The following is a 15625-nucleotide window of genomic DNA, read 5'->3' as shown; positions in this document are numbered from 1 at the left end:
GCCCTGCCATGCAACATGACCAATACGAGGCCATCGTAGCCCGACAAATTCGGGTTGTGCAATGCAGGAATTACCCGGCGTCTGACACAGCAACTATTTGTCAGCGTTCACTTACTTCGCCGTCGACGTAGCGCCAGAAACCGTGCTCGTCGCGCTCGAAACGGCTCGTCTCGTGGAGCCGGTAAGCGCGGCCGCCGACCTTGTAGCGGGCCACGAACTCGACCTCGGCGTGCCGTTCGTCGAGCGGCGCATGGCGTTTGACCGCGAGACCGAGCCAGCGCGGCGCGTCGGGCGCTGCGGGGTCGACGTCGAGGTCGGGCGGGCAGGTGCGCGCGGCCCACGTCGCGCGCAGGTAGTCGGTCGCGCCGAGCACGTACGCGCTGTACCGCGAGCGCATCAACACGAGCGCGCTCGGCGCGGCTTCGCCGCCGTCGATGAAGCGGCCGCAGCAGGCCGCGTAGCGCGGCGCCGGTGCGTTGCCGGCGGGAGCGGGAGACGCGCCGCCGCACGGGCACGCGTCAGGTCGGTTCAAAATCATGCGAAACGGGAATTAACGACGAAAGGTTGTCGGCCGCTCACCAGCTCAGCTCGATACCGTCGTACTGGAAGAAACGGCCGTTGGCCTGCGACACGTCCGCGCCGGATTCGGCGATCACGCGGCGCATGCCGGTCACGCTGGTTTCCGGATCGATCGCGGCCTGCGCGCCGCCCATGTCGGTGCGCACCCAGCCGGGATGCAGCGAAATGCACGCGGCATGGCGCGTCTGCAGCGACGCGATCCGCAGCGCGTCGTTCAGCGCGGCCTTGCTCGCGCGGTACAGCCAGCCGGTCGTGCCGGTCGCCTCGGCGATGCTGCCCATCCGGCTCGACACGACGGCCAGCACGCCGCGCGCGTCCTCGACGAGCGGCAGCACGATCGGCAGCAACTGCATCGGCCCGCGCACGTTCGTATGCATCACCGCGTCGAAATCCTCGGCGGTGACCGTCTCGACGCCCTCGGTGCGCGGCCCGTACACGCCCGACACCAGCACGGCCGCATCGAGCCGCTCGCCGTCGAGCTTCCAGCCGAGCGCCGCGATCTGCTCCGGCTGCGTGATGTCGAGCGCATGCGCGCTCGCGCCGAGCGCGCGCAGCGCGTCGAGCGACGCGTCGTCGCGCGCGGTGGCGATCACGTTCCAGCCGTCGCGCCGGTATTGCCTGACGAATTCGCGGCCGAGGCCGCGCGATGCGCCGACGATCAATACGGTTTTCATGCCCGTCGCTCCTTTGCTTGGCGCCGCCGCGATGGCGGCGCCGGGATCAGATCCGTTCGAAGGCGCGCGGCCGCGCGCCGGCGTTACTTCGCGTCGTCGCACGGCTTCAGCGTGGCGACGACGGCCTGCGCGACGCCTTCGAGCCGCGCGGCGTCCGCCGCGATCATGTCGTTGTCCGGTGCGTGTTGGCCGCCGGCGGTCAGCGCGGCCACGCAGCGCTTGTAGGTTGCGTCGAGCGCGTCGAAGTTCGACACGGCCATCCCGAGGTTGCGCATCCGCCCGTCGTGCACGCCGTACACGAGGCCGTGCACGGTGAGCGACTGGCCGCGCGCCCACGCGTCGTTGACGATCGTCGTGCGGCACACGTTGACCACCTGCTCGATCGCGTTCAGCTCGATCAGGCGGCGGTAGCGCGCTTCGCCCACCGGCCATTCGTCGAGCAGCTTCGCGTGGCGCTCGCGCACGTCCTGCACGTGATGCAGCCAGTTGTCGGCGAGGCCGACACGGCGGTTGAGCAGCGCGGCGTTCACGCCCGAGCAGCCGTAGTGGCCGACCACCATGATGTGCTTCACGCGCAGGATGTCGACCGCGAACTGGATCACCGACAGGCAGTTCAGGTCGCTGTGCACGACCACGTTCGCGATGTTGCGGTGGACGAACACTTCGCCCGGCGGCAGGCCGATGATCTGGTTCGCCGGCACCCGCGAGTCCGAGCAGCCGATCCACAGATACTCCGGCGCCTGCTGGTCGGCAAGGCGCGCGAAGAATTGCGGATCGTCCTCGAGCTTGCGTTTGACCCACGCGTCGTTGTTGTCGAACAGGTGTGAAAGCGGATTGTCTTGGGTGTTCATCGGTGTGGATTCCGTTGGCGGAAATCGGTCGCTATCGGTGCGGTAAATCGGCGTCAGGCGGCGCGCTGCGCGCCGCCCGCGTCATCGTTCCGGTCCGCCGCGCCGAAGCGCGCGGGGTAGCGTGCGCAAAAGCGCAGCGCGGTGTCGTACGGATAAAAGTCGGGCAATTCGCCCTGTAGCAGCTTGTCCTTGCTGGCCTGCCACAGCGCGGGATCGAAAAAGTCCGCGTGATGCTTCATGAAGACGGCGCGCACGCGCGGGTCGCCGAGCAGGAATGGCCCGTAGGTCTCCGGAAAGATGTCGTGCGGGCCGACGGTATACCACGGTTCGCCGGACAGCTCGTCCTCCTCGTTGCGCGGTGGCGGCACGCGGCGCACGTTGCAGTCGGTCAGGTACTCGATCTCGTCGTAGTCGTAGAACACGACGCGGCCGTGGCGCGTGACGCCGAAGTTCTTGTACAGCATGTCGCCGGGGAAGATGTTCGCCTTCATCAGCTCCTTCACCGCGTTGCCGTATTCCTTCACGCCGTGCTCGACGTCCGCGTCGCTGCCGTTCTGCAGGTACAGGTTGAGCGGCGTCATCCGGCGCTCGATGTACAGGTGCTTGATCACGAGATTGTCGTCCTCGTATTCGAGCAGCGACGGCACTTCCTTTTCCAGCTCGCGCACGAGCGCGTGGTCGAGCCGCGCGAGCGGCAGCGCGACGCTCGAATACTCGAGCGTGTCGGCCATCCGCCCGAGGCGGTCGTGGCGCTTCACGAGCTGGTACTTCTCCATGATCTGCGCGCGCGTCGTTTCCTTCGGCGGCGGGAACTGATCCTTGATGATCTTGAACACGTACGGGAACGACGGCAGCGTGAACACGAGCATCACGAGGCCCTTGATCCCGGGCGCGATGATGAAGCGGTCGCTCGAATGCGACAGGTGGTGCAGCAGGTCGCGGTAGAACAGGTTCTTGCCCTGCTTCTGCAGGCCGACCGACGTATAGATCTCCGCCTTCGGCTTGCCGGGCATGATCGTGCACAGGAAGTCGACGTACGCGGACGGCACGCCCATGTCGACGAGGAAATACGAGTGCGAGAAGCCGAAGATGATCATGAGCTGGTCGCGGCGCAGCAGCACGGTATCGAGCGCCAGCACGCCCGGGCGCACGTGGCGGATCGGCACCGCGAACGGCAGCACGCGGTCGGCGTTGATGATGCGGCCGACGATGTACGCGCTCTTGTTGCGGAAGAACAGCGACGACAGCACGTGAATCTGGAAATTCGGCGCTTCGTCGAAGTGGCCGAATTCGTCGTGGATCGCCTGCATCACGCATCCGATGTCGCGTGAAAGGTCGTCGAACGCCGGCTCGAGCTGGAAGTTCGTGACGATCCGCTCGAGCGTGGTCGCGAGCCCGTCGGTGCCCGGATAGTACGCGCGGTAGGTCGGCTTCGCGGCCGGCTCGTCGTTCTCGAGATACTCGGTCGAGATCGCCGGGCGAACGAAGATGAAATCGTTGCTGAAGTACGAGCGGTGCAGGATCTTGCAGCACACCGAATTGAAGAAGGTCTCCGCGCACTCGGGCTGGCGGTGCGACGTGAGCAGGCCGATGTAGTGCAGCTTGATCTGCTGCCACACTTCGTCGTCGATGTTCTCCGCGTCGTATTCGTCTTCCAGCACCTCGACGCATTCCTTCACGCGATCGTCGTACGACGTGATCCGCTCGCGCGCGAGCCGCTGCAGCCCGTGCCAGTCGCCGCGCTCGAACAGCGTCTTCGCTTCGACGGCCGCCTCGCGGAAGATCCGGTAATGGCGGTCGAAGTTCTCGAGCATCGTCTGGGCGACGTCGAAACCGATCTGCGAGGACAGCAGTTTGGGGAAGTGATTCATCGCGTGCAGGCTCGTTCGGGAGGGCTGTAAGCACTCGCCATTTTAGCGCCCAAGCGGGCGTTTCAAGGACTTTGCGGCGAGGCGCGGCTGGCCGGCAGGCGGCGGGTTGTCCGCCGTTGGATGCCGTTCGGTGCATCTTCGCGTAAAGATACGGGTACGGGACCGATTCTGGCACGAACTTTTTTTGACGGGCGAAAAGGCGCCGGGCACGCGTTCCGCGCGACGGCGATAGAATCGACGCACCGCCCGCCGCGGCCTGCCGCCGGCGCGCATTCGCACCGATAACGACGAGACGCCCCACCGATGAACGCACTGGAACACCAACTCGACTATCCCTTCGCCGACACGCTGCCCGCTGCGGGCGACACGTTCGAGGTCGCGCCCGGCGTGCGCTGGCTGCGCATGCCGCTGCCGTTCTCGCTCGATCACATCAACCTCTGGCTGCTGCGCGACGAGATCGACGGGCAGGCCGGCTGGACGATCGTCGATTGCGGGATCTCGTCGGACGCGATCCGCGCGCACTGGGAGCGGATCTTCGACGCGCATCTCGACGGGTTGCCTGTGCTGCGCGTGCTCGTCACGCACTGCCACCCCGATCACTTCGGTCTCGCGAACTGGCTGTGCGAAGGCGGCGACAAGGGCCGCTGGAACGTGCGGCTGTGGATGACGCTCGGCGAGTACATGTTCGGCTGCCTGATGGCGGCCGGCAACGGCTCGAACGCGGGCGGCGCGGCGGCGGCCGATCACTTCGCGCGCCACGGGCTCACCGATCCGGCCGCGCTCGACAAGCTGCGCAACCGCCGCAGCTACTACGCGGATCTCGTGCCGGCCGTGCCGCCGCGCTACCGGCGCCTGCGCGAAGGCGACGCGGTGACGATCGGCGCGCGCACGTGGCGCGTCGTGACCGGCTTCGGCCATTCGCCTGAACATTGCGCATTGCACAGCGACGCGGACGGCGTGCTGATCTCCGGCGACATGGTGCTGCCGCGCATTTCCACGAACGTATCCGTGTTCGACCTCGAGCCGGAAGCGAACCCGCTCGCGCTGTACCTGCAGTCGCTCGGCCGTTACGAGACGATGGCGCCCGATACGCTGGTGCTGCCGTCGCACGGCAAGCCGTTCCGCGGCGTGCGCACGCGCATCGCGCAACTGCGCGACCACCACGACGCGCGCCTGGCCGAAGTGCGCGTCGCGTGCGCGGAGAAGCCGATGAGCGCGGCCGACATCGTGCCGATCATGTTCCGCCGTCGCGAACTCGACATTCACCAGATGACGTTCGCACTCGGCGAGGCGCTCGCGCACCTCAACCTGCTGTGGCTCGCGGGCGAACTCGTGCGCGAGCAGGGCGACGACGGCGTGCTGCGGTTCCGTACCGCCGGCTGACACCGCCGCGTTTTCCTCATGTGACGGGTTCGTAGCGCCACCCGTCGCGATGCCATTGCATCGTGTGCGTCGGGTCGAGCGCCGCGAGAAACGCGGTGTCGTGCGACGCGACGACGATCGCGCCGGGGAAGCCGGCCTGTGCCGCTTCGATCGCCCGCACCGATTCGAGGTCCAGGTGATTGGTCGGCTCGTCGAGCAGCAGCAGTTGCGCGGGCGTGCCGCGCCACAACGCGCACGCGAGCGCGGCCTTCAGGCGTTCGCCGCCGCTCAGCCGCCGCGCCGGTTGCGTCGCGCGCGCCGCATCGAGCTGCAGCAGCGCGAGACGGCTGCGCAGATCGCCTTCGGCGAGCGGCGTGTCGAGCAGCCCCAGTTGCTCGACGATCGAACGATCGGAATCGAGCAGCGCGAGCCGCTGGTCGAGATACGCGGCGCTCACATATGTCGTGCATGCGCCGGAACGCGGAGCAAGCTCGCCGGCGAGCATCCGCAGCAACGTCGATTTGCCGCAGCCGTTCGGGCCGGTCAGCGCGATGCGCACGGGGCCGCTGGCCGACCACGTGATCGTGTCCGCATGGCCGGCGATGCGCCACGGCAGTTGCGCGCGGTCGAGCGTGAACAGCTGGCGGCGCGCGCTGACCTCGGTGCCCGGCAGCGACACGAGCACGGGCGCATCGGCTTCGACGCGCGCGGCCGTCTCCTGCACGCGTTCGTCGAGCGACGTCTTGAATGCGTTCTGATGGCCCCGGACCTGCCCCATGATGCTGCGCGCCGCGCCCTTGCGGCGCTGACGGGCTCCCGACGACAGGTTGGCGGTCTTCGCTTCGCGCAGCGACGCGGCCGCGTGACGCTGGATCGTGTCGTGCTCCTGTTCGAGCCTGCGCCTGACGCGCCCGCGTTCGGCACGCGCATTGTCCAGCGCGGACTGCGCGGCCGCCTTTTCCGCGTCGCGCTGCGCGCGGTAGAACGCGTAGTTGCCGCCGTACGAGCGCACGCCTTGCGGCGTCAGCTCGACGATGCGCTGCACGCCGGCGAGCAGCGCACGGTCGTGACTCACGATCACGAGGCCGCCGCGCCAGCCGTCGAGCGCCGCACGCAGCCATGCGCGGCCCTGCGCGTCGAGATGGTTCGTCGGTTCGTCGAGCACCAGAAGGCCGGCGCCCGACAGCAGCGCACCGATGAGCGCGACGCGCGCGAGTTGCCCGCCGCTCAGTGCGTGCGCAGGCATGTCGGCGTGGACGTCATGCAGGCCGGCTGCGTCGAGCGCGGTGCGCAGCCGTTCCGCGAGATCCCAGCGATCGCCGATCAGGTCGAAGTCGTGCGATTCCGCGCGACCGTCGGCGACACGCGCGAGCGCGCCGAGCGGTGCATCGAGCGCGGCAATCTGCGCGACGGTCCGCGGGCCGGCGGCTGCGTTGTCGTCATGCTGCTGCGCGACGTAGACGACCGGCGTGTGCCGCCGGTCGATCGTCCCCGCGCTTGGCGCGCAGCGCCCCGCGATCAGCTGCGCGAGCCGGCTCTTGCCGATGCCGTTGCGGCCGACGATGCCGGTCGGCGTGCGATCGATGGAGAGGTCGAGCGAATCGAACAGCGTGACGCCGTCGTCGAAGCGCAAGGAAACGTGATGAAGCGCGACGAGCGCGCCGGTGGGCGTGGCAGCAGCCATCAGCACCTCCGAAAATGCGTGAAGACCTTCGCGCGCGGCGTGCGTGGCACGGCGGCGAAAACATTTCGGGAAGGCTTAGTTGTTCACTTTGGCTGGCGTCCGGTATGAGGAATGCGCGCGCAGTGTAGCAAGCGCGGCGCGCGGGCCGCAAGCGACGGCCCGACGCACCGTCGCTTGCGCGCCACGCGCGGGGGCGCGTTACTGCACGGCGACGGTCGTGAAGTTCTGCCGCCCGAACGGGCTCACGTGATAGCCGCTCACGTTCGTGCGCGTGAGCGCGGCCGCGGTCGGGTAGCCGAGCGGAATCCACAGCGCCTGGTCGTGGATGATCTTCTGCGCCGCTTCGTACAGCTTCGCGCGCTTGGCCTGGTCGGCGGTCGACTTGCCGTCGGCGATCAGCTTGTCGAGCTGCGCGTCGCAGAAGCGCGCGAAGTTGATGCCCGACTTCACCGCGTTGCAGCTGAACAGCGGCGACAGGTAGTTGTCCGGATCGCCGTTGTCGCCGGCCCAGCCCATGAACAGCATGTCATGCTGGCCGAGCTTCGCCTGCTTGATCAGCTCGCCCCATTCGATCACCTTGACCTCGGCCTTCACGCCGATCTTCGCGAGATCGGCCTGAAGCAGCTCCGCGCCGACCTTCGGGTTCGGGTTCAGCACGCTGCCGGTCGGGCGCGTCCAGATCGTCGTCGAGAAGCCGTTCGGGAAGCCGGCCTGCGCGAGCAGCTGCTTCGCCTTCGCCGGATCGTACGCGTACGGCGCGACGCCCTTCGCGTAGCTCCACGTGTTCGGCGGATACGGGTTGTTCGCGGCCGTCGCGGTGTTGTCGAACACGACCTTCAGGTAGGTCGCGCGATCGAACGCGAGGTTCAGCGCCTCGCGCACCTTGTCGTTGTCGAGCGGCTTCTTCTGCGTGTTCAGCGCGACGAACGCGGTCATGAACGCGGGCGTCTGCACGACCTTCAGCGCGCTTTCGCCCTTCGCGGCGAGCACGTCCTGCGGCTTCGGCGACAGCGCGATCTGGCATTCGCCGGCCTTCACCTTCTGCAGGCGCACCGACGGGTCGGGCGTGATCGCGTAGATCAGCCGGTCGACCTTCGGCCTGGTCCCCCAGTAGGTCGGGTTCACGTCGTAACGGATCAGCGCGTCCTTCGTGTAGCTCTTCAGCACGAACGGCCCGGTGCCGACCGGCTTCGCGTTCAGGTCGGCCTGCTTGCCGGCCTTCAGCAACTGGTCCGCGTATTCGGCCGAGTAGATCGACGCGAAGCCCATCGTCAGGATCGGCACGAAGGTCGCGTTCGGCTCGTTCAGCGTGAACTTCACCGTGCTGTCGTCGACTTTCGTGACCGACTTCACGAGCTTCACGAGGCCCATCGACTGCGCGTGCGGAAAGCCGCTCGTGCCGGCCACCTTGTGCCACGGATTCGAGTCGTCGAGCATCCGCGAGAACGTGAACACCACGTCGTCCGCGTTTAGCGCGCGGCCCGGCTTGAAATAGTCGGTGGTCTGGAACGCGACGTTCGGGCGCAGATGGAACGTGTACGTGAGGCCGTCGGCGCTCGCTTCCCATTTGTCGGCGAGCGCGGGCACGACTTTCTTCGCGGCTTCGTCGTACGACACGAGCGTGTTGAAGATCACGTCGGCCGACGCGTTGGTCGTGACGAGCGAGTTGTATTGCACGACGTCGAAGCCGTCCGGGCTCGATTCCGTGCAGACGGTGAGCGGCTTCGCGGCGGCGAGGCCGGGGGCGGCGAGGGCGGCGGCGAGTGTTGCCGCGGCGAACAGCTTGACCTGCATAGGATCTCCCACGTGGCTTGTGTTTTTTGCTCGGTGACGGGATGCGGGCGCGGCCCGGAAGCGGGCAGGGCCGGCGCGGCTGGCGAATAGCATACCGTCAAAGCGCGCGACGCGTGAAAAAAGGCGTCTGAACGCGGTGAATTGACCGAAAAACGGCCGCGTTCGCGACGGAACGGGTGTTGGGGCGGCGGATTGGGAAGAGTGGGTGCCGGGGGCGGTTCGGGCCTGCCGTGAATCGACGCTTTGAAGGGGCGCTGCGACGGAGAGGTGGTGAGGCGAAGAGGTGGAGGAGCGGAGAGGCGGTGAAGCGGAGAGGGGTTAAGCGGAGAGGGGTTAAGCGGAGAGACGGCCCGCGATGCTTCGCGCGGGCCGGCACTCGCGGCGCGTCAGTGCGTGTCGGCCTTCGGCTTGCGCGGCGCCTTCTCGAACAGACGGTCGTACAGCCAGCGCGGCAGCACGTGCAGCACCTTCGCGACGACGCCCATCTGCCACGGAATCACGCGGAACGCGTGCTGCCGCGCGATCGCCTTGGCCGCGCGGGCGGCGAAGCGGTCGGCATCCATCAGGAACGGCATCCGGTACGGGTTGTGCGCGGTCATCGGTGTGCGGATGTAGCCGGGCGCGATCGTCACGACGCCGACGCCGGCAGGCCGCAGCTCGACGCGCAGCGATTCGAGGTACTTGATCGCGGCCGATTTCGACGCGCTGTACGCGCCGGAGCCGGGCAGACCGCGCACGCCGGCGACGCTCGCGACACCGACCAGCGTGCCGTGCCGCGCGGCCGTCATCGGGCCGACGAACGGCTCGAACGTCGCGACCATTCCGTAGTAGTTGATGTCCATCACGTCGCGGAATGTCGCGAGATCGCCCTGGCCCGTGACGGCGCCCTGGCTGATGCCCGCGTTCGCGATCACGACGTCGGGGCAGCCGTGCGTCGCGATGAACGACGCGGCGGCCGTCGCGAGCGCGTCGGCGTCGCGCACGTCGGCGGAATACACGGAGATGGACAGCTTCGGAAAGCGCCGCGCGAACGCATCGAGGGGCTCGGTGCGTCGCGCGACGAGCGCGAGCATGGCGCCCTGGCGGGCGTATTCCTCGGCCATCGCGAGGCCGAGGCCGCTCGATGCGCCGGTGATGAAGACCTTCAGCGGAGTAGTCATGCCGGCGCGCGGGCGGGGATCAGAGCTTCTTGTCCTGAACCTGCTTCACGAGGAAGTCGAGCACCTGGGCAGTGCCCGGGATGCTGTTCGCGTAAGCGGGGCCCGTCTTGTACTTGCCCTGGACGACGACCGTCGGCACGCCGTCGATCGCGTAGTCCTTCAGCAGCTTGGCCGACTGGTTCACTTCGCCCTGCACGCTGAACGAGTTGTACGCGTCCATGAACTGCTTCTTGTCGACGCCCTGCGTGGCCAGGAAGTCGGCCTGCGCCTGCGGCGTCAGCAGGTAGTTCTTCTGCTTGTGGATCGCGTTGAAGATCGCCGGCGTGACCTTCTCGGAGATGCCGAGCGCGGACACCGCGTAGAACAGCTTCGAGTGCGGGACGAAATCGTCACGGAATGCGACCGGCACGCGCTTGAAGTCGATGTTGTTGCCCTGCTTCTTCACCCAGGCCTCGATCGTCGGCTCGAATTCGTAGCAGTGCGGGCAGCCGTACCAGAAGAATTCGATCACCTCGACCTTGCCGGCCGGCGCGGACACCGGCTGCGGCGACTTCATCACCTCGAAGTCCTTGCCGGCGACCGGTGCGGCGGGCGAAGCCTGCGCGAGACCGGCGGCCAGGCCCAGGGACAGAAGGAGCGTGCTAAGCAGTTTTTTCATGTTGTGAACGTCGAATCAGTTGCTCGGGTTACGGGACGTAACGGGTTCTGAGTGGGCTCGGCCGGTTGCTTACTGCTTCGTGAAACGGATCACCGCCGTGTCGACACCTGCATCGGACAGGCGCTGGCGGGCCGAGTTCATATCCTCGAACTTCGAGAACGGGCCGACCCGCACGCGGAAATACGTCACGCCGCTGACATCGCGCTTCGACACCTTCGACTCGAAGCCCTGGAAGCCGAGGCGCGCGCGCTGCTGCTCGGCGTCGCCTTCGGTCTTGTACGCGCCCACCTGCAGGAAGTAGCCGGTGTTCGCGTCGTTTGCGGTCGGCGGCTTCGCTGCCGCGGCGGCCGTGGCCGACGACGTCGGTTTCGGCGTGTTCGCCGCCTGTTGCTGCTTTTGCGCGGCGGCTTGCTGCGCCTGCTTCTGCGCGGCGAAGCGTGCGAGGTCGTCTTCGCCGCCTTGCTGTTGCTGCTGCGCCTGCTGCGTCTTCTTCGGCGGCGGCACGTTGTCGGCCGGCTTCGGTGCGACGGCGACGCCGTTGCCCGACGATGCATTGTTCGACGCGCTCGGCTTGCCCGAACTGCCGGTGTCGTTCGAGCCGCTCGATCCGTTGGCCGACGGCGGCACTTCGACGATCTGCGGTTCGGGCAGCAGGCCGCCCTGGGTCTGGTTCGCGGCCTGGCCGGGCGCGGTGTTCGGCGGCGCGGACTGCGCGGCCTGCGGCACCGGCTGGCCGGGCGTCTTGCCCTGCAGCGCGCGGTTCGGATCGAACTGCTGCGGCTGGCTCGCGCCGTTGTCGGCCGGCGGCGGCGCGACCTTCGACACGAACGGCGACGGGGAACGCGTGATGTAGAGCGCCACCACCACGGCGATTGCGAGGCCGACGATCAGGCCCAGCACGATTCCAAGAAATGTCCCTCCGGCTTGTTTCGATTGCTTCGAAGTTCGGCGTGGTTGTGCCATTGCTTGAGTCACCTGCAAAAAGAATCGTGAAAAGGCTGCGGCGGGCACCCGACGGCGGGCGCTCCTGCCGCAGCCATTCGCTGCCCGGTCGGGCCGCTTGCTGCGTTACATCTTGACGGGCGCGGACACGCCGAGCACCGCCAGACCGTTCTCGAGCACCTGCCGGGTCGCGGCGAGGAGCGCGGCGCGCGCATTGCGCGGCGCTTCGTCGTCGACCAGCACGCGCTCCGCATTGTAGAACGAGTGGAATTCGCCAGCGAGGTCGCGCAGGTAGAACGCGACCGCGTGCGGCGCCAGTTCGTTCGCGGCGTGCGTGAGCATGTCCGGGTACTCGGCCAGCTTCTGCATCAGCGACGCCGCTTGCGCGCTCGTCAGTTGCGACAGGTCGGCGCCCGGCAGTTGCGCGACGTCGACGTTGTAGCGCGATTTCAGCTCGCTGAGCACCGAGCAGATCCGCGCATGCGCGTACTGGACGTAATAGACCGGGTTTTCGTCGTTCTGTTTCAGCGCGAGGTCGATGTCGAACACGAACTCGGTATCGGCCTTGCGCGAGATCAGGAAGAACCGCACCGCGTCGCGGCCGCGCGTGATGGTCGCTTCGTCGATCAGGTCGGGCGCCGCTTCCTGGCCTGCCGCCGCGCCGCCCGACCATTCGATCAGGTCGCGCACCGTCACGTAGCTGCCCGCGCGCTTCGAGATCTTCACTTCCTGGCCGTCGCGCATCACGGTGACCATCTTGTGCAGCACGTAGTCGGGGTAGCCCTTCGGAATCCCGACGTGCAGGCCCTGCAGGCCGGCGCGCACGCGCGCGATCGTGCCGTGGTGGTCCGAACCCTGGATGTTGATCACCTTCGTGAAGCCGCGCTCCCACTTCGTCACGTGGTACGCGACGTCCGGCACGAAGTACGTGTAGGTGCCGTCCGACTTGCGCATCACGCGATCCTTGTCGTCGCCTTCGTCGGTCGTGCGCAGCCACAGCGCGCCGTCCTGCTCGTAGGTCATGCCGGCCTTGATCAGTGCGTCGACCGTCTTCTCGACGCGGCCTTCGCTGTACAGCGACGACTCGAGGTAGTACTGATCGAACTTCACGCCGAACGCCTGCAGGTCCATGTCCTGCTCGCGACGCAGGTACGTGACCGCGAACTTGCGGATCGCGTCGAGATCCTCGACGTCGCCCGTGCCCTTGACCGGCTCGCCGTCCGACGCGGCGACCGTTTCGCCGCGCAGGAAGTCGCGCGCGATGTCGGCGATGTATTCGCCGTTGTACGCGGCTTCCGGCCAGCCCGCGTCGCCCGGCTTCAGGCCGCGTGCGCGCGCCTGCGTCGAGATCGCGAGGTTGCCGATCTGCACGCCCGCGTCGTTGTAGTAGAACTCGCGGTGCACCGCGTAGCCCTGGCTCGCGATCACGTTCGCGAGCACGTCGCCGAGCGCGGCCTGGCGGCCATGGCCGACGTGCAGCGGGCCGGTCGGGTTCGCCGACACGAATTCGAGCAGCACTTGCTTGCCCTTCTCGCGATCCGACGTGCCGAACGCGCGGCCCTGCTCGAACACGGCAGCGATCACCGCCTGCTTCGCGGCGGCCGACAGGCGCAGGTTGATGAAGCCGGGGCCGGCGATCTCGGCGGCTTCGACGAGCCCTTGCGCGCCCGGCTGGGCGGTGAGGGCGGCGACGATCTGCTCGGCGAGCTGGCGCGGGTTCGTGCCGAGCGGCTTCGCGAGCTGCATGGCGACGTTGCACGCGACGTCGCCGTGCGCGGCGACCTTCGGGCGCTCCAGCGTGATGGCCGGGGCGACGAACGCGGCGTCGGCGCCTTTCAGCGCGTGTGCGACCTGCTTGACGCTATCCGCGAGCAGGGCTTCGAGGGTCTGTTTGTGGGCTGGCAGCATGCTGGTAGAAGGCTTCGTTGGTGGCGGCCGGAAACGCCGGCCCGCCGGCGCGCTTTTTAAGCGCGCGTTTCAGGGATCGCAGAATTTTAACAGGTGCTAATATGCCGCTCAGGCGGCCCGCGTCCGCGAGGCCGGACGCCGGTCTGCCGGCGTTCCCCAACCTCGCCGCGCAGGCACAACAAGATGAAAAGGGAATTGTCATGATTACGTTCAAGAGCAAGGCGGCACAGGATCTCGACGTGCTGAAGGATTTCGCCGTGTATGTGCTGGGTCTCGTCGGCAAGCAGCTGGGCGAGCGCGGTGTGATTACGCACGACGAGCTGGACCACGCGATCGCGAAGCTGGAAGGCGCAGTCGCGCAGGCGAAGCAGGAGCGCGCCGAGCACGCCGGCCATTTCCACGAAGACGAAGCCGACCACGCGCACCACGAAGTGCCGCCGAGCCTGGCGCAGCGCGTCGCACCGTTCCTGACGATGCTGCGCGAAGCGAAGGCCGGCCAGGCCGACGTGCACTGGGGGTTCTGAGCCCCCTCGGTCGCTGATCTGAAGGGGTGGTGAAAGAAAACCCAAAACCCGCTTTCGAGCGGGTTTTTTATTTGTCTAATAAATGATGTGGTTTCTATCTGATATCGAGTGCGACGGTTCGCCGTTTTTGCCAACGGGTCCGTAATCTGCGTCAGCGCGCTCGCCACTGAATCCGGCAACAGCTTCGGTGCAGCGCCGGTTTCGCCTGGCTCAATTTCGCCGTGGTCATTTGAGTGCAGATCCGCACTGTCGGTTATTGATATCCCGGAGGGTTCAAGCTGGAATCGCGCACATACGGGTCGCCCGGTTCAATGCGGCATTCGGCTTCCACATCCGCCGGCCATTTCGGTACCTTGCTCGTGGCGCGATGCACCAGACGGCCGATGAAGAACAGCACGTGGAACGGGAACATCACCCATTTGAAGACCGGATTCCATGCATCGTGCGATACCAGTTGTATCCAGCCCTGGTACAACGTCTCACGCTTGTCCGCGATCGGGAGATAAAGATCGAGTCCGGGTGCGTTGAGTACCGCGCGCGGCCCTTCTTCCATGTAGCGGCGGATGAACTCCCAATGGCGCAGGCAGTATTCCTTGCTGCTGGATGCGTAGCCGAATACGAACATTTCTTCGACTGTCGTCGGGTTCTTCAGCACGAGTCCGCATATGCCGAACGTTCGAATACCGGCAACCTGTGCGTTCACGCGCAAGGCGAAGTACACGTCGTCCCACGACGCCTTCAGCACCGTGCCGTCACCGCGAAAGACGTAGACCGTGCGATTCCGACGATTCAGGCGGATCGGATAGTGCGTGTAGCGAAACCACTCGCCCGCCCATCTATAAAAAGCAACAAAAATAAGATAGAAAATTATCAATGTGATATCAGAAATAATTTCATAGAATATTCTTTCAGACCAATCATTTGAAGCCGATCTATCAGCCCCCAAAAAATCACGCGCCATCGAATACCAACCAGACAAAACCGCCCATAAAAACAGGAGGGCAGCTCCGCTCCCTATAATTGACATCAGCCCACGATTGGAGTGATAGCCATCAACCAATTCCAGATAGGTCGAATTCAACCGGATCGCCATCATCGATGCATGCGGATCAGCGGCACGTTGCTTGATGGACAAGTGCCACTCACGATCCTGCTCAGTGAGTAGACGCTGCTTTTTGCTCGTCGTAAACATCACGCCCCCGCCATCATCTTGTTGAAATCTGCCTGCTCGACTTTGGACTCTCCATAACGACTTGAGACTGGCAGGACGCCCCAGTAGGTTTTCTCAAGCCATTGAGAAAAAAGGTTGCCTTTCACATACTCAATCGCCATACCTATCCCCACCAGCAAAACTGCGAGTATCAATCCCCACCCAGTCAAACTCAGACCGAGAAACATCGTGCCGCCACCAGCCGCAGCAAATGCTGCCCAACCTGCTAATCCTGCAGCAAGAGCACCCATTCCCCCCGAAAGAAATTGGAGATATCTCAAGCCCCATTTTTCTTGACGTGCGCTCTCAGCCGCATCAACAAAATCCATCACTGCCACCACCCCCGACACCGCAGCAGCCACCACTCCCGCCACCCGCAGCGCAATATCCGCACGCGTCGCCAGCTTC

14 protein-coding genes are annotated in these 15625 nt (G+C 66.1%); 2 read left to right on the top strand and 12 right to left on the bottom strand.

What is annotated here, in order from left to right:
- Positions 1 to 100 precede the first annotated feature (100 nt).
- The 4 genes from HWX08_RS33230 to aceK form a co-directional block, all read right to left on the bottom strand.
- Positions 101 to 538 carry a YchJ family protein gene (locus HWX08_RS33230; RefSeq protein ID WP_107313844.1) on the bottom strand — a complete coding sequence of 146 codons (438 nt, stop codon included), beginning with the start codon at positions 536 to 538 and terminating at the stop codon, positions 101 to 103.
- Positions 539 to 575: 37 nt separating this feature from the next.
- Entirely contained in the window at positions 576 to 1253 is a 678-nt protein-coding gene (locus tag HWX08_RS33225; RefSeq protein WP_069257703.1) for an SDR family oxidoreductase, read from the bottom strand.
- An 83-nt stretch (positions 1254 to 1336) separates the two neighbouring features.
- Entirely contained in the window at positions 1337 to 2104 is a 768-nt protein-coding gene (gene can, locus HWX08_RS33220) for a carbonate dehydratase (protein ID WP_069257702.1), read from the bottom strand.
- Between the two features lie 53 nt (positions 2105 to 2157).
- Positions 2158 to 3975: a bifunctional isocitrate dehydrogenase kinase/phosphatase gene (gene aceK / locus HWX08_RS33215; RefSeq protein ID WP_069257701.1), complete on the bottom strand. Its 1818-nt coding sequence runs from the start codon at positions 3973 to 3975 to the stop codon at positions 2158 to 2160.
- A gap of 303 nt (positions 3976 to 4278) precedes the next feature.
- Between aceK and HWX08_RS33210 the strand changes: the two genes are divergently transcribed.
- On the top strand, positions 4279 to 5358 hold the full coding sequence (locus HWX08_RS33210; RefSeq protein ID WP_069257700.1) for an MBL fold metallo-hydrolase: 1080 nt from the start codon (positions 4279 to 4281) through the stop codon (positions 5356 to 5358).
- A gap of 16 nt (positions 5359 to 5374) precedes the next feature.
- Here HWX08_RS33210 and HWX08_RS33205 read toward each other — a convergent pair whose 3' ends face one another.
- From HWX08_RS33205 to argS, 6 genes are all read right to left on the bottom strand, one after another.
- Complete coding sequence (locus tag HWX08_RS33205) at positions 5375 to 7021, bottom strand: ABC-F family ATP-binding cassette domain-containing protein (RefSeq protein ID WP_174922370.1); 1647 nt, start codon at positions 7019 to 7021, stop codon at positions 5375 to 5377.
- 198 nt (positions 7022 to 7219) lie between these two features.
- The gene (locus tag HWX08_RS33200) at positions 7220 to 8815 is read right to left on the bottom strand and encodes an ABC transporter substrate-binding protein (protein WP_069257698.1); all 1596 of its coding nucleotides are present in this window, start codon (positions 8813 to 8815) and stop codon (positions 7220 to 7222) included.
- Between the two features lie 386 nt (positions 8816 to 9201).
- The gene (locus HWX08_RS33195; RefSeq protein WP_174922369.1) at positions 9202 to 9975 is read right to left on the bottom strand and encodes an SDR family oxidoreductase; all 774 of its coding nucleotides are present in this window, start codon (positions 9973 to 9975) and stop codon (positions 9202 to 9204) included.
- 19 nt (positions 9976 to 9994) lie between these two features.
- Positions 9995 to 10633, bottom strand: coding sequence for a thiol:disulfide interchange protein DsbA/DsbL (locus HWX08_RS33190; protein ID WP_011353364.1), 639 nt, complete (start codon positions 10631 to 10633; stop codon positions 9995 to 9997).
- Positions 10634 to 10702: 69 nt separating this feature from the next.
- Positions 10703 to 11596: an SPOR domain-containing protein gene (locus HWX08_RS33185; RefSeq protein ID WP_174922368.1), complete on the bottom strand. Its 894-nt coding sequence runs from the start codon at positions 11594 to 11596 to the stop codon at positions 10703 to 10705.
- A gap of 105 nt (positions 11597 to 11701) precedes the next feature.
- Positions 11702 to 13483 carry an arginine--tRNA ligase gene (argS, locus tag HWX08_RS33180; RefSeq protein WP_069257695.1) on the bottom strand — a complete coding sequence of 594 codons (1782 nt, stop codon included), beginning with the start codon at positions 13481 to 13483 and terminating at the stop codon, positions 11702 to 11704.
- A 200-nt stretch (positions 13484 to 13683) separates the two neighbouring features.
- Here argS and HWX08_RS33175 point away from each other — a divergent pair, with 200 nt between their 5' ends.
- The gene (locus HWX08_RS33175; protein ID WP_006489103.1) at positions 13684 to 14007 is read left to right on the top strand and encodes a DUF1840 domain-containing protein; all 324 of its coding nucleotides are present in this window, start codon (positions 13684 to 13686) and stop codon (positions 14005 to 14007) included.
- A gap of 253 nt (positions 14008 to 14260) precedes the next feature.
- Here HWX08_RS33175 and HWX08_RS33170 read toward each other — a convergent pair whose 3' ends face one another.
- Entirely contained in the window at positions 14261 to 15142 is an 882-nt protein-coding gene (locus HWX08_RS33170; protein ID WP_174922367.1) for a DUF6708 domain-containing protein, read from the bottom strand.
- A gap of 56 nt (positions 15143 to 15198) precedes the next feature.
- Positions 15199 to 15625 (bottom strand): hypothetical protein (locus HWX08_RS33165; RefSeq protein ID WP_208454971.1); only part of this gene is annotated, 427 nt, incomplete at its 5' end.

Source organism: Burkholderia metallica, assembly GCF_902832845.1.
Taxonomy (GTDB): Bacteria; Pseudomonadota; Gammaproteobacteria; order Burkholderiales; family Burkholderiaceae; genus Burkholderia; species Burkholderia metallica.
Note: the sequence above shows the minus strand (reverse complement) of the source record. Positions and strands in the feature narration are given on the sequence as shown.

Excerpts from the sequence above, each read along its gene's own strand:
- can (WP_069257702.1), bottom strand. The coding sequence starts at position 2,104 with ATGAACACCCAAGACAATCCGCTTTCACACCTGTTCGACAACAACGAC.
- HWX08_RS33185 (WP_174922368.1), bottom strand. The coding sequence starts at position 11,596 with ATGGCACAACCACGCCGAACTTCGAAGCAATCGAAACAAGCCGGAGGG.
- HWX08_RS33200 (WP_069257698.1), bottom strand. The coding sequence starts at position 8,815 with ATGCAGGTCAAGCTGTTCGCCGCGGCAACACTCGCCGCCGCCCTCGCC.
- HWX08_RS33210 (WP_069257700.1), top strand. The coding sequence starts at position 4,279 with ATGAACGCACTGGAACACCAACTCGACTATCCCTTCGCCGACACGCTG.
- HWX08_RS33195 (WP_174922369.1), bottom strand. The coding sequence starts at position 9,975 with ATGACTACTCCGCTGAAGGTCTTCATCACCGGCGCATCGAGCGGCCTC.
- aceK (WP_069257701.1), bottom strand. The coding sequence starts at position 3,975 with ATGAATCACTTCCCCAAACTGCTGTCCTCGCAGATCGGTTTCGACGTC.
- argS (WP_069257695.1), bottom strand. The coding sequence starts at position 13,483 with ATGCTGCCAGCCCACAAACAGACCCTCGAAGCCCTGCTCGCGGATAGC.
- HWX08_RS33205 (WP_174922370.1), bottom strand. The coding sequence starts at position 7,021 with ATGGCTGCTGCCACGCCCACCGGCGCGCTCGTCGCGCTTCATCACGTT.
- HWX08_RS33190 (WP_011353364.1), bottom strand. The coding sequence starts at position 10,633 with ATGAAAAAACTGCTTAGCACGCTCCTTCTGTCCCTGGGCCTGGCCGCC.
- HWX08_RS33230 (WP_107313844.1), bottom strand. The coding sequence starts at position 538 with ATGATTTTGAACCGACCTGACGCGTGCCCGTGCGGCGGCGCGTCTCCC.
- HWX08_RS33175 (WP_006489103.1), top strand. The coding sequence starts at position 13,684 with ATGATTACGTTCAAGAGCAAGGCGGCACAGGATCTCGACGTGCTGAAG.
- HWX08_RS33225 (WP_069257703.1), bottom strand. The coding sequence starts at position 1,253 with ATGAAAACCGTATTGATCGTCGGCGCATCGCGCGGCCTCGGCCGCGAA.